This is a genomic window from Pontiella sulfatireligans, from assembly GCF_900890705.1.
Classification (GTDB): domain Bacteria; phylum Verrucomicrobiota; class Kiritimatiellia; order Kiritimatiellales; family Pontiellaceae; genus Pontiella; species Pontiella sulfatireligans.
Window position 1 is genome coordinate 626,327 of the sequence record NZ_CAAHFH010000001.1, and the last position, 20,291, is coordinate 646,617.

Consider the following 20,291-nt stretch of genomic DNA (forward strand, 5'->3'; position numbering starts at 1 on the left):
TCAAATGCTCCCCGTAGCAGGAACATATCCAAGGAGTTTGCGGACTTGATCGGCCACATCGCCCTGCGTGCTGATCGGCAGCAACGGGGCGGAGAGTTTTCTCAGCGTGCGGGTCAGCTCTTCTGATTCCTGTTTGTAGTCGGCCGCAATTTTATCGCGGAAGCGGGCATCGTTGAAGTCGGCTGAAATCTGAAGCTGTCCATCGGTCAGCGACAGGGCTCCGGCAGGGCGGGGGGCGGAGCGGGAAGGATCGAAGAGATGCAGCCCGAGCAGGTCGTTGTGCTCGGCCATCCGTGTGGTCAGTTCCAAGGTTTGATCATCCGCGCCGTCAAAATCGCTAATGATCACAATCAGTGTATCGTGCGACACCACTCTGGAGGCCTTCTCAAGCGCCGCGTTTAGGCGTGAGGGATCTCCAGAAGGCGCATCGGACGACAGCTGGCAATTCATCCGGACGACATGATTCAGCAGTTCCATCGCCGTGGTTTCGCTGCGGCGTGGTTGGACATACTCGATCTCGCGATCATTAAAGATAAGGCCGCCGATGCGGTCGCCCATCGAAAGAACGCGCCAGGTTGCGAGGGCGGCCAGCTCAGCGGCAGAGACCGATTTCATTTTGTCGACCGAGCCGAAAAACATGTGAATGCGCTGATCCACAATCAGTAGCACCGGGCGGTCGCGTTCTTCGGAATAAACCCGTACATGGGGCGAGCGGGTGCGGGCGGTGACTTTCCAATCCATGGAACGAATGTCGTCGCCCGGTTGGTAGCTCCGGATCTCTTCAAAATTGAGTCCACGTCCGCGCAACCGCGAACCGTGTTTTCCGGTGAGCAGGCTGTGAACCGGTTGGTGAGGCAGAAAGGAAAAGCCGTTGGCTTGCGGGCGCAACAGAACAAGCTGCTCCAACGAAACATAGACCCGCGGGTCGGTCGGGTCAGCTTTCCGCTTTTTTGCAGCGCCGGCCGCGGCCTTGCGAATTTGAAACGGATCGCGCATGCCGCTATTCCACGGCTACATTGTTCAGCAGGGCCGAGATGACCTCGTCGGGGCCAACCCCTTCGGCCCGGGCTTCATAGCTGAGCATCAACCGATGGCGCAGGCAGTCGTGGGCAACGCCGCGGATGTCGTCGGGGGTGACGGTCGAGCGGCCGTTCAGCCAGGCGTGGGCGCGCGAGACCTTGTCGAGCGCCAGCGAACCGCGCGGGCTGGCGCCTACGAGGATCCAGCGGCCGAGCTCTTCGCTGTATTCAGCGGGGCGCCGTGACGCGGCAATGATGGCGACGATATAGCGCTCCATGCTGTCCGGGGTTTCAATCTGTGCGATCTCTTTGCGGGCATCAAAAACCACCTGCTGGGCGAGCGGTTCGGATGCAATAGCCGGAGCCGTGGCTTCTCCGCGCACGAGCCGGATGATTTGCTGTTCTGTTTCGTCGTCCGGATAGTTGACCTGAATGTGCATTAGGAAGCGGTCCATCTGCGCTTCGGGCAAGGGGTAGGTTCCTTCCTGCTCCACCGGGTTCTGGGTGGCCAGCACCATGAACAGTTCCGGGAGCTTGTGGGTGGTTCCGTTTACGGTGACCTGCCGCTCTTCCATCGCTTCGAGCAGCGCCGCCTGCACCTTGGCGGGGGCGCGGTTGATTTCATCGGCCAGCACCAGGTTGCTGATGATCGGGCCGGGCTGGAACTCAAACCGTTCAGTCGCCTGTTCGCCCAGATAGATTTCAGAGCCGGTGATGTCGGACGGCAGCAGGTCGGGGGTGAACTGAATGCGGGAAAGTTCGGCATGAAGGTTGTCGGCCAAACTCCGGACCGCGCGGGTTTTGGCCAGTCCGGGCAGTCCTTCGAGCAGGGCGTTGCCGTTGCAGAGCAGTGTCAGCAGCAACCGCTCAACCACGTGGCTCTGGCCAAGGATGGATTGCTCCATTTCGGAGCGAAGGGTATTCAGAGATTCCAGCGCATTCGCCATGATGTACTCCTGCTTTTTCCGTTAGTCTTTATCGATGCCCTGCATAACTTCCAGCAACGGTTCGGTGCGTGAACCGGAAGGGGGCTTGGCGCCAACAATCGCGGAGAGGGTCGGGGCAATGGCCACCGGTTCAATGGCGCGGTAGATGCGCTGCGGCTCTAGGTCGCCTCCGGCAAAGACCACCGGAACAAAGGTGTCGTAGCGCCAAGGCGAGCCATGGGTGCAGGTTACCTGCAAACCGTCAAAGTCGTTGATGAAGCAGTGCGGTTCGTGCACCACAAAAACATCGCCGGAACGCGCAGGGTTGTAGTTGCGCAGCACCGATTCAATCAGAGGCGTGTCCGGGAAGTCGCCTACACGAAGCGCCGTACTGGAAACGGCCAGCGCAACGCCATCGAACTTCATCAGTTCTTCCGCGATGGCATGCTCGACCTTCGCCTGGTTAAGCTGGTTTGCCTGAATGACCTCGTAGTTGAGGTAGACGTAGGGATGATGATAGGCTTCGATTAATTCCTTCCCAATACCAAACCGTTTTTTGAGTTCGATGATGGCGGGTTCTTTTTCCCATTTTTCGGGCGTCACATATTTTGCATTGATGCCGAATGAATTCAGATAGCCGGGCGCTTCGGGGGTGCCATGATCGGCAGACAGCACGATGAGCGTGTTTTCCAATCCGACGTGTTCATCCACATAGGCAAACAGATCGGCCAGCGTGCGGTCCAAGCGCAGCATGTTGTCTTCGGTTTCCAAACTGGAGGGGCCGAATAGGTGGCCGATATAGTCGGTGGAGGAAAAGCTGATGGAGAGATAGTCCGTCACTTCGTTTTGTCCGAGCTGCTCGGCGGCGATCAGGGATTTTGCAAAGTCGAGCGTGAGGTCGTCGCCGGCCGGGCTGAGGGTCAGCAGCGTCGTGAAATATTTGCCGTCCGCTGTTCCGTAGGCATGAGGGAAGATTCTTCCATACCCTGGAAAGTCGGTTTCCCATTCCGCGTCGTCAGCATCGCCAAAGAGATAGGCGGACGGCTCAAGCATCAGCTCCCACGATTTGCCGGAGTAGGCCTGGGCCAGCTTTTTGCCGTTCCACTCGTTCACCCATTCTGGATAGGCGTCGTAGTAATAGGAGCTGGTAACAAACTCGCCGGATTGTTTTGAAAACCAGAAAGCCTTACCGGCATGGCCAGCCATCGAAACAGCACCGCGGTCTTTAACCGATACGCCGAAGATTTTGGATTTGCCGGCCGTGTTGATGGCGAGTTCATCGCCGAAGGTGGAGACGATCATGGCGGTTGGCGACCGTCCGTCCGTGGAGGCGCTTTTCTGGGTGGGATCGATCTCCGAGGCTTTGTCGACCGATGCTCCCTCGGTCAGCAGATGATAGTCAGGGTCTTCAATGTTGTAGGTCAGCTTGCCGGTTTGTCGGTCGAACCAGATGTTGCCAATCATGCCGTGAGCGGATGGATCCGCACCGGTGGCTAGGCAGGCATGCCCAACGATCGTCTCGGTGTTGGCATGCGTGAAGTTGGCATCGGCATACCAGATGCCTTCCTCCATTAGATAGCGGAAGCCGCCGTCGCCCATGTGCTGCATAAAGCGCTCCGGCAGATCGCCGCGCAACTGATCGACGGTGACTTGTAGGATGAGTTTAGGGCGCGGAGCCTTTTTGCTGCCCGAAAGCGGCAATGCTTTGGGGTGCGTGCAACCACTCAGGCTAGCGATAATTGAAAGGAAGATGACCATCCGTAGTTTCATAATAAACATCCTTTTTCTGCATCTCAGATAGTATAAAAACGCTTGAAACCCATTGCGGCCCCAAGCGTTTTCAGAGCCAAAACAGCCTGCTGGTGAGGCCGAACTTTGGTGGTTAATTACTGGGGATTTCGATCAAGCCTTTCTCTTTTATCTGTTCGAGAATTTTCAACGCTTTCAGCGACTGATAATTGATGCCGCTTGCATTCATGTTCTGGCCTTCCTGGAAGGGGTAGCCTGCCAGTGAACCGAGGAATTCTTGGATTTCCTGCTGGATCGGAACAAACAACCACATGTTATCGACAAACCACCGGAGATAGAATTCCGACTCATGCCAAGCCTTTTCATACGGGTCAGCCCGCAGGTTGATGATGGTAGGCCAGTTGGGAGTGATCCGCTGACCGAACGCAATGTTGCCTTCGATGGTAGCGAAGTGAACCTTCCAGTCGTTCCAGCGTACGGCATTGAGTTCGCCGCCCTGTCCGAAGTAGATAATCTGCTCGCGCGGGCCTTTGTCCACTTCACCTTTAAAGCGGGGCATAAAGTTATACCCGTCCAGGTGCACCCGCCAGTTCTTTCCATTGGCCTGGTGTCCCTTTTTCAATTTTTCTGTGATATCCGGTTCGCCGGCGGCGGCCAGCAAGGTCGGCATCCAGTCTTCCTGACTGATGATGTCGTTATTAAGCGATCCCGGCTTGATGGTTCCCGGCCAGCGCACCACCAGCGGCACGCGGAAGCCGCCTTCCCATGTGGTTCCTTTTTCGCCATAAAACGGGGTAATGCCTCCGTCCGGCCAGGTCACGGTTTCTGCGCCGTTATCGGTGGAGTAGATCACGATTGTATTATCAGCAATGCCCAGTTCATCGAGTTTGTCCAGCAGCAGCCCAACATGCCCGTCGTGCTCCACCATGCCATCCGGATAGATGCCGATTCCTGTTACTCCACGCGACTCTTTTTTCAAACGAGTGTGAACGTGCATGCGGGTATGCGCCACCCAGGTAAAGAAGGGCTTGTCCGCCTTGGCTGAGCGTTCGATGAAATCCAGCGCGTGTTGGGTGAAATCATCATCTGCGGTTTCCATCCGCTTGCGGGTCATCGGTCCGGTGTCTTCAATCTTTCCATCTGATGTAGATTTAATCACACCGCGCGGTCCGAATTTTTTATGGAACTCCGGATCCTGCGGATAGTGATAGGTCTCCGGCTCTTCTTCGGCATTCAGGTGATAGAGGTTGCCGTAAAACTCATCAAACCCATGGTTCGTCGGTAGGTGCTCATCCTGGTCGCCAAGATGGTTCTTGCCGAACTGGGCGGTGGCGTAGCCATGATTCTTCAGCAGGTCGGCAATCGTCGGGGCCCAGTCAGGAATGCCGTGATCGGAGCCCGGCATTCCAATGGTCAACAAGCCGGTGCGGAAAGGGTGCATGCCGGTAACAAGAGAAGAGCGGCCGGCCGTGCAGCTTTGCTGTGCATAGGCATCGGTGAACATGGCGCCTTCATCTGCAAGGCGGTCGATGTTGGGCGTTTGATATCCCATGATCCCATGGTTGTAGGCGCTAATATTTGCAACACCGACGTCATCACCCCAGATAATGAGGATATTAGGCTTTTCTGCTGCATGGCTTTGAGCGGTTGCCAGACAGGCACCTGCAAGCACGGCAACTGACAGGGTTAATCGAATGTTTCTCATGACACTTCTCCTTATTGTTTAGTGAAATGTGAATGTATCTCTTATGAACAGAAAAAACGCATGGAGCGTTGGAGGCTCCAGGCGTTGTCTTCAACGATTGAACCTATTGTCCGCGATTCTCCTGAAGCTTCTGCAGCACCTGATCAAGATTGAAACTTCCCGGTTTTTGACGCGGCGGGAACTCCTGGTAGGTGGCAAGGTGCTGAGCAACATAATCAACGGCTGGGAGAATTAGGAATGCTCGGTCAAAGCGCCAATAATCGTAATTGGCCGCTTCATAATCCGCACGTTCAAAAGGATCGGTGCGCAGGCAAAAGAGTTTCGGCAGCCGCAGCGTAACCATCGGCTCCTGCCAGACATTTAAACCATGTGCCCGTTGCTCCATGAAGACCATTTTCCAACGATCATAGCGCAGGCCCGAGAGGTTTCCATCGTCGGTCCAGTAGAAGAATTCCTTGCGCGGACCTTCGGTCACTTCGCCCGAGAAGTAAGGCATCATATTATAGCCATCAATGTGCACTTTAAAGTTTCTGCCGTTAGCCTGATGACCTTTCAGCAGTTTTTCCTTCACGTCTGGCTCGCCGGCGGCGGCCAGCAGGGTCGGGAGCATGTCTTCGTGCGAGAACACATCGTTGTAAACCGTTCCGGGCTTGATCACGCCCGGCCACTTGATGAGGGTAGGGACACGGTATCCACCTTCCCAGTTGGAGTTTTTCTCGTTGCGGAACGGGGTGGAGCCGCCATCCGGCCAGGAAAAACATTCTGCTCCGTTGTCGCTGGAATACATAATGATGGTGTTGTCCGCAATGCCGAGTTCATCGAGCTTGTTGAGGATTTCCCCAATGTGATTGTCGTGCTCAATCATACCGTCGGCGTAGACGCCCAAACCGGTTACGTTCTGGGATTCCGGCTTGAGATGCGTATGAACATGCATCCGGCTGGCATTCCACCAGAGGAAAAACGGTTTGTCGGCCTTTTTAGAGCGGTCCATGAAATCGAGTGCACCGGCGGTGATTTCATCATCGATGGTTTCCATGCGCTTTATCGTCAGCGGACCGGTGTCTTCAATTTTGCCGTCAGAGGTGGATTTGATGACCCCGCGCGGACCGAATTTTTTCTTAAAGTCTGCTCCCTTGGGATAGTCGGGATGCTCCGGCTCCTGCTCGGCATTGAGGTGGTAGAGATTCCCCATGAATTCGTCGAAGCCGTGATTGGTCGGCAGCATTTCATCGAGGTCGCCCAGATGGTTTTTCCCGTATTGCGCGGTCATGTAGCCGTGGTTTTTGAGTAGTTCGGCAATGGTCGGGTCTTTTTCGGTGATGCCTTCTTTGGCTCCAGGAAGGCCGACTTTCAGCAAACCGGTGCGGAACGGGCTTTGACCCGTAATGAAAGCGGAGCGGCCGGCGGTGCAGCTTTGTCCGCCATACCAGTCGGTGAAGAGAGCCCCCTCGTCAGCAAGGCGGTCAATATTGGGCGTTTTGTAGCCCATCATGCCGCGGTTGTAGCAACTCGCATTATTCCATCCGATGTCATCGCCCCAGATGACAAGGATATTTGGTTTGTCGGCCGCCTGAGCCTGAAGTCCCGCCATGCAGATGCCCGTAAGCAGGACGGTTGATAGGGTGGTTCGTAGATGCTTCATTACGCAACTCCTTTTGGGGTGAATAGTTAAACGTGCTCAATACTCTAACCAATGGAACTGGGATGATACTATCTTGCCAGAGGGGGGGGGCAAGCAGAAAAGAAGACTTGAACTAGACACGTAATGCTCGCGCAACTTGTGAGTCGCACAGAGAAATTTGTGTTGCCAACTTGCAATATTTGGTTTCTCTTAGACCATCTTGAAAGTATAGAACTCAAAAAAGCAACGGGGAAACACATGAAGAATAGTTTGATGTTTGTGTTGATTGCGATGAGTGTCATTGTCGCAGTTTCGGCTCGGGGAGCAGGTTTGTGGTTGTATGAACAGGGCACCCCTGACCTAGGGACGGCATCAGCCGGCCGGGCGGCTCTTGGAGCGGATGCCTCGACTGCAGGCGGCAACCCCGCAGCCATGACCCGCCTTGAGCGCTCCCAAGCCGTCCTCGCCCTTCAAGGATTGTATATCGATGCCCGGTTCGATGTTGATTCTTCAACATATGGCGGAGGCGACGGCGGCAATGCCGGAGGCGTTGTGCCCGCCGGAAGCATGAGTTATGTGTATGCGGCAACGGACAGGCTCCGGATGGGCATTAGCGCCGGTTCCTTCTTTGGGCTGGGGCTCGATTATGGCGACAACTGGGCGGGGCGCTACTACGTTACTGAAGGAGAGATGCTGAGCGTAGGACTCAATCCCGGCGTAGGTTACCGGGTGACCGATTGGCTTTCGGCCGGTGCGGGTTTTACGGTGATGACGGCCACGCTCGACCAAAAGGTTGCCGTCAACAACAGTGCGGTGCCGGGACAGGCCAACATGGACGACGGACAGTTGAAGATTAAAGACGACGATGTAGCTTATGGCTACAACCTCGGCCTATTGATTGAGCCGACGGAAAGCACCCGGGTTGGCCTTACCTATCGTTCAAAAGTTGATTTAGAGTTCAAGGATACCGTTGACCTCAATAATATCGGACCAGTGCTGCAGGGTGTTTTAAATCTTTCCGGCCTTGCCAACAAGAAAACGGATATTGATATGACGCTGCCGCAGACGGTCATGTTTAGCGCGTACCACCAACTCACCCCAAAGTGGGCGGTGATGGGTAATATCGGCTGGCAGGAATGGAGCGAATTCGGCAAGCAGGATTTTACAATTTCAGACACCACAAGCACAAAGGTCACCAAGGATTTGGACTATGACGACACCTGGCACTTTGCGCTAGGCGCCCAATACCGGTTTGCTCCGGAGTGGTTGTGGTCGGTCGGCACTGCCTACGACACTTCGCCGGTTGACGGTGCAGACAATCGAACGCCGGATCTTCCATTGGACCGGCAGATTCGTGTCGGCACCGGCCTTCAGTACGATGTGAACGAGGACGTCACGGTTGGATGTGCCTATGAGTTGCTGGATGCGGGCAAGGGCAGAATCAAACAGGAAGGCGGCAACTTGAAAGGGGATTTAAAAGGAGAGTTCGACACCAACCTGATTCACTTTCTCGCCGTAAACGTGATCTGGAAGTTTTAGTTGTCCATCAGAACGGTTTTCTCATTTGGAAAGCAGAGCTTCGGCTCCGCTTTTTTTCATTTCTAAACTCGTGGCAGTGAATGTTCAAAGGGCTCCAAGCTAACCAAACTCTAACAAAGGTTGTGTTTCGTCGAAAAGATGCCTAAGCTGGAGTCCGTTTTTTCGAGGAACATCGTATGGCTGCAGCACTGGATGTATTAGAAAGCGGAACGACCTATGAACTAAAGGCCGTCATTGATATTGGATCAACGTCGATTCGCATGGTGGTGGCGCAGGTTTATGCGGATGGCAAATTCCAAACCTTGGACGCGTTGAACCAAAGCGTGGCCATCGGAAGCGATACGTTCACGCGCGGGCGCATTTCACGAAGCACCATCGAGGATTCGGTGAAGGTGCTGCGGAGTTTTGCTTTGGTGTTGAAAGAATACAACATTGATCTGCGAGAGGGCGTGCGCGCCGTGGCGACCAGCGCCGTGCGCGAAGCCCGCAACCGGGATGAATTCCTGGACCGGTCCTACATGGCCACCGGCATCAATGTTGAAGTGATTGAAGGCACGGAAATAAACCGCCTAACCTTTCTGGGCATCCGCCCGCTGCTGCAGGCGAAAACCGTATTGTGCACGGGACGGCTTCTGGTTGCCGAGGTGGGGGGCGGAAGCACAGAGCTGCTCGGCATCGATGAAGGCCGCGTTTCTTTTGCGCACGCCTACCGCATGGGTTCGTACCGCTTGCGCGAAGCGATGGACGCGCAGGAGGGGTCTGGAGCACGTCAGGCACAGGTGTTGCGGATGGAGATCGAAGCCGGTGTCCGCCAGTGTCGCGATGCCGTGGGCAGCACCTCGCTCAAAACATCGATGCTGCTAATGGGCAGCGAAGCCCGCTTGGCGGCGGGGCTTGCTCCCAATGAGTCGAAGCAATCGGAGCTGTCGTCACTCAAGCTGGCTGACTTGGTCAAGCTCGCCGGCAAAGTCCTTAAGATGGATATTGAACAGGTAGCGCGGAAATACCGCCTGACTTATGAAGAGGCGCAAACGCTGGGGCCGGCATTGGAAATCTATATCCGGATGGCGGAGGCCTTCGGCCTCAAAAGCGTTTATGTTTGCGGCATAACGCTGCGCGACGGTTTGCTCGCCGAGGCAGCCTCGCTCAATGCATGGACGGAAGATTTCGTGGAGCAGATCCTCTACTCGGTCCGAGAAATTGGGAAAAAATATAGTTTGGACCAAGCGCACGCCGATTGTGTAACCGGCAATGCGCTGGCGCTCTTCCGGGCGATGGAACCCGAGCATGGGCTGGGATACCGGTATGAAGTGCTGCTGATGGTGGCCGCGCAACTGCACGACGTCGGCATGTTCATCGGCAGCAGCAGCCACCACAAGCACGCTCAGTATATCATTGAAAACAGCGATATCTTCGGGCTCGGCAAAGAGGATATTCGGCTGACCGCATTGGTGGCGCGCTACCATCGAGGCGCCTTGCCCCGCAATACTCATCCCGGCTACGACGTGCTTACGCGCGAGAAGCGGCTGGTGGTCAACAAGCTGGCGTCCATTCTTCGGGCCGCCGATGCCCTCGACCGGTCGCACACCCAGAGCATTCGGGACGTCAAAGTATTGCTAAAGGAAGGGCAATTGGTTTTCGAAGCCGGACGCAACTGCGATTTTGCCGCCGAAAAACGGGCGTTGATTTCGAAGGGTAAAATGTTTGAACAAGTCTATGGCCGCACCGTTGTGCTGCGCGCCAAACGAAGGCAGGGATAGGGCATGGCTGCAAAAAACGAACCGAAATATTTCAATCGCGAGCTGAGCTGGCTGGAGTTCAATCAGCGCGTACTGGAGGAGGCGAAGGATGCGGATAACCCGATGCTCGAGCGTCTCAAGTTTCTGGCCATCACGGCATCCAATCTCGACGAGTTTTTCATGGTGCGGGTCGGCGGGTTGCATATGGCCCGCAAGGCCGGCCTCCGCAAGCGCGAACCATCGGGGCTGACGCCGCTCGCACAACTGCGCGAAGTCAGCAAGCGCGCCCGCAACATGATGACCGACCTGCACCGATGCTTTAACGAAGTGGTCTCTCCCGCGCTGGCCACGGGAGGGGTGCGCCATGCCTCCATTGACGCTCTGACCCATGAACAGGAAACGGCGCTGTTTGAAATTTTCAGCGAGGAGCTGTTTCCCGTAATCACCCCCATGGCGGTCGATCCCAAAAAGGGGATGCCGTTGCTGCAGAATCTGGCCATGTATTTGATGGTGCGCCTCCAGCCAAATAGCGCTAAAGACACAGAAGACCGCTTTGCCATCATGCCGCTCGCTCGGGCTGGAGCTCGGATTATTCAGCTTCCGGCCGAAGACGGCTACACCTATGTCCTTAACGAGGAGGCCGTAAAAAAATATGAGGCCAACTGGTTCCCCGGTTTCTCAATCAAGGAAAGCGCGGTGTTCCGGATCACCCGCAACGCCGATTTTGCCGTACAGGAAAATGAAGCGCCCGATTTGCTTTCGGGCATGGAAGATGTACTTGAAGAACGGAAAACGGGCGACTGCATCCGGCTCGAAGTCGAAGCCTCCATTTCCAAGGCGTTGCTCAAGATGCTCTGCAACAGCTTGCCGGCGGAAGCGGAGAATGTGTATCCGGTCGAAGGCGTGTTGAATCTGAAGGACTTCATGTCCATGGCTTTTCTGGAGGGCTTCGACGAATTGAAAACTGAAGCGTGGCCCCCGCAAGCCTCGCCGGACGTGGTGCCCAACGAGCCGATGTTCGGCCAAATTTCTGAGAAGGATCTGCTTTTCTACCACCCGTATGAAACATTTGATCCGGTCGTCCGCTTCATTGAAGAAGCCGCGGTCGATCCGGAAACCATGGCGATTAAGATGGTGCTTTACCGCACCAGCTCCGACAGCGCCATCATCGCCGCACTCAAGCGCGCGGCCGGAAACGGCATAAACGTGACGGTGCTGATGGAGCTTAAGGCCCGCTTCGACGAGGCTCGCAATATTGGCTGGGCGCGCGACTTGGAGCAGTGCGGCGCTCAGGTCATCTATGGAGTCAAGGGCTACAAAACGCATGCAAAGATTTGTCTGGTCGTGCGGCGCGAACCGGCCGGCGTTGTGCGCTATTGCCATTTCGGAACCGGGAACTACAACGAATCGACGGCCAAACTGTATGGCGACATCAGCTATATGACCGCTAACCCGGAACTTGGCGCCGACGCTTCGGCCTTTTTCAATGCGCTCTGCGGCTACGCACAGCCGCAGAACTTCAACCTGATCAGCATGGCGCCGATCGGCATGCGCGACAAGCTGATGGAATTAATCGACTTCGAGATCAGCCGCGCCCGCAAAGGCAAGAAGGCCTTCATTTCAGCGAAGGTGAATTCGTTGGTAGACGTGGTTCTTTCCGACAAGCTCTACGAAGCCTCCAAGGCGGGCGTGAAAGTGAAGCTGAACATCCGAGGCATCTGCGGGCTCAAGCCCGGCGTCAAGGGGCTCAGCGAAAACATTGAGGTCAGTAGCATCATCGACCGCTATCTCGAACACGCCCGCATCATCCACTTCTGCCACGGCGGCAAGTCCCGCGTGTTCATTTCCAGCGCCGACTGGATGCCGCGCAACCTCGACAAGCGTTTGGAGCTGATGGTGCCCGTCGAGGACAAGGCGTGTCGCGACCGGTTGATCGATATTCTTAATCTCCATATGGCCGACAACCAAAGCAGCTGGCAGCTCAAGCCCAACGGAAGCTATGAGCGGACTTTGGCTAAAGGGGCGAAGAAGGTCCGGAGCCAGCAGGTGTTCTATGGCCAGGCTTGCGAAGCTATTGCATCCGCGCAAAAAAACCGTCGCACCCGCTTCGAGCCCCACCGGCCCGATTCCAAGCAAGGCTAGGGAAGTGGGAGCCGGGCATCCATGGCTGATTCATATGGCGTCATAAGTCGTTGCCGGCTAAATTTCAAATAACGAATTACCCAAGCACGAAAGAAATACGAAGCCGGAATTCCGAAGCTTTGTGCGGATGTCGCCTGAATTTCGGGCTTAGTTGTTTGGCCTTCTTTGGGTAGTTGGGTTTCTGGCGTAGCGCGGAATTCCGTTCCGCGTTTGCGGTTGAGCAGTTCGTGCAAAAACTCGAAACAGACGCGAAGCGAGGCTGGAGGAACGACAGCAACGAAGTGGCAATTTCGAGCTACTCCCAAGCACCCGATATTTAATTCCTGACTAAGTACTAGCGGGCATCCTGCCAGCCCTTTCGCGACTATGGCGTCTCTGCCATATGGTGCCGAGCATGAGACAAGTCTCACATTCCTTGTTAGATGCCTCGTCTATCTCGACCTGTTAATAAATTCAAAACAGACTTTAACTTGCTCTTGGCGTCATAATCCCGTTAAATGCTTAATTTATATCAGCATATAGCAAATAGGTGCCGCTTTCGAATGTAGAATGGGTATTTTGCCCGTTTCCGCGGGAGCAGAAAGAATTTGAAGTGCGCATTGTACGCCGTAGCTTTTGCGAAGGAGGAACGGCGCTTTTGAGTCCGCACGCGGGTGTTTTGGACAGGTTAACAGGATGGATGCCCGCAAAGAAACAAAGGCGCAAAGGAAACAAACCTTCGTGTCGTCTTTGCGGTTAATGAGGCAGTTGGTAATAAAAAGGAACAAATCATGAAAAAATGGATGATGGGATTGTTTGTTGGCTTTATGGTGGCGGTGATTGCGCAGGCGGAAGTGCCGGTGGCCAATGATACGTTGCTCTCCTACGCGGGCTCAGGTGCTGCAGATGATCCGATCAGGATCTACACCCCGCAACAGTTGAGTTCCATCCAGACGAACGCTGGCGACAAGAGCAAGTGGTTTCGGTTGATGGATGACTTGGACATGTCCGCAGTGGGGGATTTTACGCCAATTACAGGTTTCTCAGGCACGTTTGATGGTCATGGCCATGTTATCCGCAATCTGACAATTGATCGAAGTGGAATTGACAACGTTGGATTATTTGGTGATTTGGCGGGTTCCGGCCTGATTCTAAACATCGGACTCGAGGATGTGAACGTGCGCGGCGGCAACTATGTTGGCGCGCTTGTCGGCAAAAGCCAAGGCATGACCCTTAACTGTTACTCCACGGGTTCCGTGCATGGTCAGCACTATGTAGGCGGCATCTTTGGCGCGCTGTACGATGCTGTCGGAGCGGGGAATTGTTATTCCTTGTGCAACGTTACAGCCGATCTCGGCAGCTATGGCTATGGCGGCATTGTCGGCTACAACTATTCCACAACTATGGCGGGGTGTTACTTTGCTGGTGTCGTTAGCGGTGGTGGTGGTATCTGCGGCTCGGAGACCTACTCGTCAATCAGTCCATACTGCCTCTGGGACACTAACGTTGCCCTGACCGCCACGAGCAGCGGCGGACGCGGGGTCTCCAAGGTCGAGCTTACCGACACTGACTACCTCGAAAGCGGGACGTGGAACCTGCAGACAGACTGGCAGGTGATCCCCGGTGAGAACAACGGGTATCCCTCGCTTCAGGCGTTCAGCCGCAGCAATGCGCTCGCTGCGCTGGGCGGAATCCAGTATGAGCCCGATTCTGTGGTCGAAGACGGTGTTTTTGAGGTATACGGTCCGCTCGTCTACTGTCCTGTGCTTGATCTGACATTTCCTGCCGACCCTAAGGCTGTAACAGAAAGTAAAATGAACTGGGGCCAGGGAAATGCATTTGCAGATGAATTGGTGTTTTGGGATCTCGAAGACTGGTGTCTAGGCAACATTGATGAATATGCCGCACTTTATGGTATTTTAAGGCAGACTCCGAACGAGCATGAGCCGTTCTTCAACATGAACTGGCCGAGTATGGGCTACTGGTCGTTCACAAAGGGTTCTTTCTCGCCATCCCACTATTGCGCGAGACTTAGTGACGGTCATTTCGGGGCCTCTTCTAACGATGGCAACTCTAACGCGATTTGGCCTTTGTTTCGCAGACACCCGGGCAAGCACCGAATCGGCGAAACCCCGTTCGATCAGGTTTTGAGGGGAATCGCGCCTCATAGCGCCCCGGACGGTGATGTCTTGACCGTTGCAACCGTGAACGCACCGACCAACGGCAACGTGGTGTGGCTCGATGTCCAAGCAGGGCTCTTCGAGTACACACCCTCCCTAGGCTTTACAGGCACGGACTCCTTTACCTACCAGATTTCGTCTAGTAATGACCTATCGAACATCGCAACTGTTGAAATTGAAGTGACGCCCCTAGCGCGGTATGCGCTGACCTATACGGCTGGCTCGAACGGTTCGATCAGTGGCTACGCGCCGCAGATCGTGGAACATGGATCAACCGGTCTGCGAGTGGAAGCGGTTCCTGACCAGAATTATCACTTCGTCGACTGGAGCGATGGCACGATCGAAAATCCTCGCATCGACGAAAATGTGACCAGCAACATCACCGTTGTTGCAAATTTTGCCATCAACAATTTCAATTTAACTTATACGGCGGATACGGGAGGAGCGATTAGCGGCGTATTGACGCAGACCGTAGATTACAGTTCGAGCGGAAGTGTCGTAGAAGCAGTGCCCAACCAGAACTATCACTTTGTTATGTGGAGCGATAGCTCGACCAATAATCCTCGTGCGGACATAAACGTGAACAGCGATATCAGTGTTACGGCCTACTTTGCCGCCGACGATACGTGCAACTTCCTCTTCACAGGTGCTATTGACGAATGGACCGCTCCCGAGAGCGGTGCGTATCGCATCGTTGCTTACGGTGCTCGCGGCGGCGGCGGTGCTGGTGGCCGCGGCGCGATCGTCGGGGGTGAATTTCAACTTGAAGCAGGAGATGTCCTGAACCTGTTGGTCGGAGGCCGGGGAGTATCTCCTGGGTCCTCTGCAGGCTATGGTGGTGGTGGTGGCAGTTTTGTAGGCTCGACAAGCAATATACCCTTCGTTGTGGCTGGCGGCGGCGGCGGCACAGGAGGAACGTACAGCCGTCCCGGAGGAAATGCTACGGTTGACAACAATGGGGATGTTGGTGGAAGTGCATACGAAGGAGGACATGCCGGTCGCGCTGGTGGTGGCGGTGCAGGCTTCAGTTCCGATGGCATGACGCTTCCAACCGGCTACTATAATGGTTCGGGTGGTACTAGCTTCATCGGTGGTGGACAGGGTGGTGCAGGTAGCTACGCGGGTGGTATTGGAGGCTTCGGAGGAGGCGGAGGAGGCGGGGCCGACTTCGGTGGCGGCGGCGGAGGCGGCGGCTATAGCGGTGGCGATGGAGGAATGAGTTACGGCTACAGTGACGGAGGCCAAGGTGGCGGCTCCTATCTGGAGCTTTCCGCTGAGAATCCCGTCCGTCTCGCCTCCGGCGATGACGGCTACGAGAACCCATATGATTCGGATGGTGCCATCGTTATCACTCTTGTTTCCACTGGTCACATCACCCGTACCGTCACGCTCCATCCCGGCGATCACGGCAGTATCATCGAGGCGAACTCAGGATCGAACTATGTCGCGACCGTCGCTAATGGCGCAACAGTTCCTGCGGTGACGATCAATGCCGACATGGGCTGGATCCATTCGGGCTGGTATCCTGATGTGCCTTCTAGTGTCTCCAATGATTTTAAGGCTACAGCACAATATGAATGGGTCGGTTTCTCCCTTAGTGTGATTTCGGAACATGGTGAAACATATCCAGGAACTTTAACAACCGACGGCTTTGTGGAACAATGGATAACGAATTCTCCTGCGTCTGGTGGTGCTGGTGTGCGCCACATATGTACACGCGGCAGCGTGAGTGGTAATGATTATACTCTCGTCAGCCCTACGAATATTTCACTGACATTAACCAACGATGCCGTTTTGACCTGGCAGTGGCGAACTGAATACGAGCTGACGGCATCAAAGACCGGAGAAGGGCAACTCACCGCAACCAACAGATGGTATGAAGAAGGAGCAAGCACCGTGCTAACAGCTGTTCCCTCTGAAAACTGGCTCTTTTTGTGGTGGAGCGGTGATACGGCCGGATGCGATATCGCAGACAATGTGATTACTGCCTCAATGACACAAGCTCGCAACATAACGGCTGAGTTTGCTATTGAACCGGGCGTCGGAACTAATCAGTACACTGGGGCGATTGAAGAGTGGACGGTTCCAGAGTCCGGAACCTATCGAATTATGGCCTATGGTGCCCAAGGTGGAGCATGCAACAAGGGAGTGTACTACAATCCTGAGCCGAGAGGAGGACGAGGTGCCGGAATCGGTGGCAACTTTGAGTTGGATGAAGGGGATGTTCTTAAACTGCTCGTTGGAAGCAGAGGAAAGGAGTCCACTAGGGACGACCGAAGCGGTGGCGGCGGTGGCGGCAGCTTCGTGGTTGATGATAGTAACGTTCCTTTGATTGTAGCTGGTGGCGGCGGTGGAGCGACAGGTTATTGTAATGGTGGACATGGCACAACGAACAACGTGGGTGATGTCGGTGGGCAAGCCGTAGATGCGCAAATCTATGGGAAGACTGGGCGTGCAGGTGGTGGTGGTGCAGGCTTCAGTCAGAATGGTGAGACATGTTTGACTGGTTACTATAACGGTAGTGGTGGCATTTGTTTTTTGAATGGCGGATACGGTGGTGCCGAAAATTATTATGGAGGTGCTGGCGGTTTTGGTGGTGGCGGTGGTGCTGCTAGAGATTTTGGCGGTGGCGGCGGCGGTGGCGGCGGTTATAGTGGTGGAGATGGAGGGGTTTATCGTGGAGGGGCAGAAGGAGGCGGCTCCTATCTGGCTCTTTCCGGATCGAACCCCGTTCGTCTCGCCTTCGGCGACGATGGCTACGACAACCCATATGATTCTGATGGCGCTATCGTTATCAGTCTGGTTCCCGCTGGTTACACTACCCACACCGTCACGCTCCACCCTGGCGACCACGGAAGCATCTCGAATTCGGGCGCGGACTACGTCGTCACGGTCACTAACGGCGCACTGTTTCCAGTGGTAACGGTCAACGCAGACGCGGGGTGGCGTTTTACTGGCTGGAATCCATCAATTCCGGCGACAGTGACCACGAACTTCACGGCGACGGCAGAGTATGTGGCAGTAACGGAACCGAACTCCGACACCGACGGCGACGGGATGGGTGATGCGTGGGAGATTGCCGCGTTCGGGAATCTCGATCAGTTTGCCGATGGCGATTTTGACGGCGACGGCCGCACCAACGCCGAAGAGGAGGACGACGGAACCGATCCGACCCAGGCCAGCTCCACCCTCGGCCTCGTCGCCTATTATCCGTTTGACGGAGATTCTTTGGATGCGACGACAAATGGCAATGATGGTGCGTGGTCGGGGGATGAAAGCTATGGGCAAGGCGTTTGCGGGCTAGCCGGAAGCTTTGACGGAAACGATGCCGTACGGGTTCCCAGAACCCCGGGATTGGAACCGCAAAGTATAACGATCTCAAGTTGGGTTAACGTTGAATCAACTACCCAACTCCATCAGCTTGTCAGAAAGCAGCTTTCTAATGGTTCTGGCTACGACATTCGATGGGAATCCTCCATTGGTAAGTTTTATATAAAAGCGGGTGATGCATGGGATTTCGCTACATTTGATAAAGGCCTTTTTTCCACCGGTGCATGGCATCAGATCGTAAGCACCTACGATCAAAATGCCATGAAGGTATTTATCGACGGGAAACTCCAAGGCGAAAAGACCCACTCTCAGGGAGGAGCAATTCAGCATGATGCTAGTGACCTTTGGCTAGGTTTTGAGTCATATTCGGCACAAGGACTTATCGGGAAACTTGACGAAGTCCGCATATACGACCGCGCACTGTCGTCGAACGAAGTGGCGCGGCTGTATGGCGCGGCACCACAGACGAGTACGTTGCATGCCGATGCGGGAGCGGATGCTTATTGTTTTGTCGGCCAGACATTTGTTTTCGATGGTTCAGCCAGCACTGAAGCCTCGAATTATATCTGGACGGTGACCTCGGCTCCTGAGGGAAGCAGTGCGGCGCTAACGGATGGAGAATCGGCTACTCCATCATTCACACCCGACCTGCCGGGCACATACGAGTTGCAGCTGATTGTCGGAAACGGCACAACGTCGAGTGCACCAGATGCCGTAATGCTGGAGGTCGAATGGATCAGCTGGATCGTCGAGTCCGCCCACGGCACGCCCGTTCCAACCATTGGAACCAACTGGATCGAATACGGCACGTTGGTCACCAACTCGGTTGAAGCCGCCGTCACCAATGGCGGGGCACTCTACCGTTGCCTTGGCTACGGGGAGCCGCCTGAAGGCGGGACTACATACATTTCCACCGTCACTAACCATGGAAGCGTTGTCTGGAGCTGGGAAACGAACTATTGGCTGGGTGTCGAGGTGTCCGGTTCGGGCACCGTATCGGTTGCGGCGCAACCGCCCTGGAGTGCGCCCGATACCGTCGGCGCTTTCGAACCAGCCGATTCCAACCTAACGCTCTCGGCCTCCCCGGCAGACGGCTGGCGGTTTGATCATTGGCAACTGGAGGGCGGCGCTCTGTCACCGCCGGGTTCCGACGAAGCGGAACCTTCCATTTCTGTGCAGATGACTTCTGCCGTCACGGCAACGGCATCCTTCGTCGAACTGTCGCTGGCCGAAGCCGTGGACAACCATGATCTGGAATGGACAACCGGCGGCGCAACCAACTGGATGCCCCAGATCGTGGAGACGTCCGATGGCAAAGACGCCGCGACCACCGGCGGCATAGACGACCAGGAGGAAAGCTGGCTGGAAACCACGGTGCGTGGCGAAGGCATGCTTTCGTTCTGGTGGAAGGTTTCGAGCGAGGAGCGCTACGATTGGCTCATGCTGCAGGTGGACGGTTCCATTTGGCGCGTAATCAACGGCGAAACCGATTGGCGACCCGTAAGCGTAGCCATCAAAGGTGCGGGAACGCACACGCTTCGCTGGGAATACACCAAGGACAAGACGCTGTCGGGCGGCCAAGACCGCGGCTGGCTGGACCAAGTGGTTTGGATGCCGGACTATGCGGGTTTTGCCCTCTGGGCAAATGAACTTGGCCTTGGCGGCGAAGCGGAGGCGCTCTTCGCGCAGGACCGCAACGGCGACGGAATTGCCAACGGCTTCGAATATGCATTCGGCACCAATCTGCAAGGCGGCGACCTGCTGCTGGACATCAGGGTGATCGACGGCGAGCCGGTGGTGGAAATCCCGGCGCAAGACGATGCAACCCTCCCGTTTGTGGATGTTCAGCTATTGGGCAGCTCGAACTTGGTGGAATGGACATTGCCGATTGCCCCGACCAATGGAGCACCGGCCGATCGAGAATGGTTCCAGGCCGAAGGCTCGCCGGACAATTCATTCTTCAAGCTGGAGGCGGAGCTGAAGTAGGCGTTTCGTTTTGACGTAGAACGGGCATCTTGCCCGTTTACGTGGGTGCGGTGCTTTTGAATGCGCAGGGAATTTAGACAGGATCGCAGGATGAACAGGATGGATGACCGCAAAGAAAAGATTTGGAGTGCGGAGGGAACAGAACGGCCAAACTGCTTTCGAATATAGAATGGACATCTTGCCCGTTTTGCGCAGGAGCGGTGCTTTTGGATATGCAGGTGTACGGCAGTTTCTGCCAGGTTGAATGGACGTTGCAGTTTCCTTCCGTCAACGGAGCGCAGGCAAGATGAGTATGGTTCCAAACCGAAGGCAAGCCCGACAACGCCGTCTTTAAATTGGAATAGCGTTTTGGGATGAGAATTTCTGCGGGGCTAGG

Annotated in this window: 9 protein-coding genes; 4 read left to right on the forward strand and 5 right to left on the reverse strand. The window is 55.4% G+C overall.

Going from position 1 to position 20,291, the window contains the following annotated elements:
- The 5 genes from SCARR_RS02305 to SCARR_RS02325 form a co-directional block, all read right to left on the reverse strand.
- A complete protein-coding gene (locus tag SCARR_RS02305; RefSeq protein ID WP_136059905.1) occupies window positions 1-996 on the reverse strand; it encodes a DUF58 domain-containing protein in 996 nt (331 codons plus the stop codon).
- Between the two features lie 4 nt (window positions 997-1,000).
- On the reverse strand, window positions 1,001-1,966 hold the full coding sequence (locus SCARR_RS02310) for an AAA family ATPase (RefSeq protein ID WP_136059906.1): 966 nt from the start codon (window positions 1,964-1,966) through the stop codon (window positions 1,001-1,003).
- 21 nt (window positions 1,967-1,987) lie between these two features.
- Window positions 1,988-3,703: an alkaline phosphatase family protein gene (locus SCARR_RS02315; protein WP_407984802.1), complete on the reverse strand. Its 1,716-nt coding sequence runs from the start codon at window positions 3,701-3,703 to the stop codon at window positions 1,988-1,990.
- Between the two features lie 124 nt (window positions 3,704-3,827).
- Window positions 3,828-5,399: an arylsulfatase gene (locus SCARR_RS02320; RefSeq protein ID WP_136059908.1), complete on the reverse strand. Its 1,572-nt coding sequence runs from the start codon at window positions 5,397-5,399 to the stop codon at window positions 3,828-3,830.
- 103 nt (window positions 5,400-5,502) lie between these two features.
- Complete coding sequence (locus tag SCARR_RS02325) at window positions 5,503-7,041, reverse strand: arylsulfatase (protein WP_136059909.1); 1,539 nt, start codon at window positions 7,039-7,041, stop codon at window positions 5,503-5,505.
- A gap of 237 nt (window positions 7,042-7,278) precedes the next feature.
- Here SCARR_RS02325 and SCARR_RS02330 point away from each other — a divergent pair, with 237 nt between their 5' ends.
- From SCARR_RS02330 to SCARR_RS29015, 4 genes are all read left to right on the forward strand, one after another.
- Window positions 7,279-8,559: an OmpP1/FadL family transporter gene (locus SCARR_RS02330; RefSeq protein ID WP_168432916.1), complete on the forward strand. Its 1,281-nt coding sequence runs from the start codon at window positions 7,279-7,281 to the stop codon at window positions 8,557-8,559.
- 176 nt (window positions 8,560-8,735) lie between these two features.
- Window positions 8,736-10,319 (forward strand): Ppx/GppA phosphatase family protein, encoded by a 1,584-nt coding sequence (locus SCARR_RS02335; protein WP_136059911.1) that lies wholly within the window; start codon window positions 8,736-8,738, stop codon window positions 10,317-10,319.
- Between the two features lie 3 nt (window positions 10,320-10,322).
- Window positions 10,323-12,440 carry a polyphosphate kinase 1 gene (ppk1, locus tag SCARR_RS02340; protein WP_136059912.1) on the forward strand — a complete coding sequence of 706 codons (2,118 nt, stop codon included), beginning with the start codon at window positions 10,323-10,325 and terminating at the stop codon, window positions 12,438-12,440.
- A 770-nt stretch (window positions 12,441-13,210) separates the two neighbouring features.
- Complete coding sequence (locus tag SCARR_RS29015) at window positions 13,211-19,915, forward strand: InlB B-repeat-containing protein (RefSeq protein WP_222846149.1); 6,705 nt, start codon at window positions 13,211-13,213, stop codon at window positions 19,913-19,915.
- Window positions 19,916-20,291 lie beyond the last annotated feature (376 nt).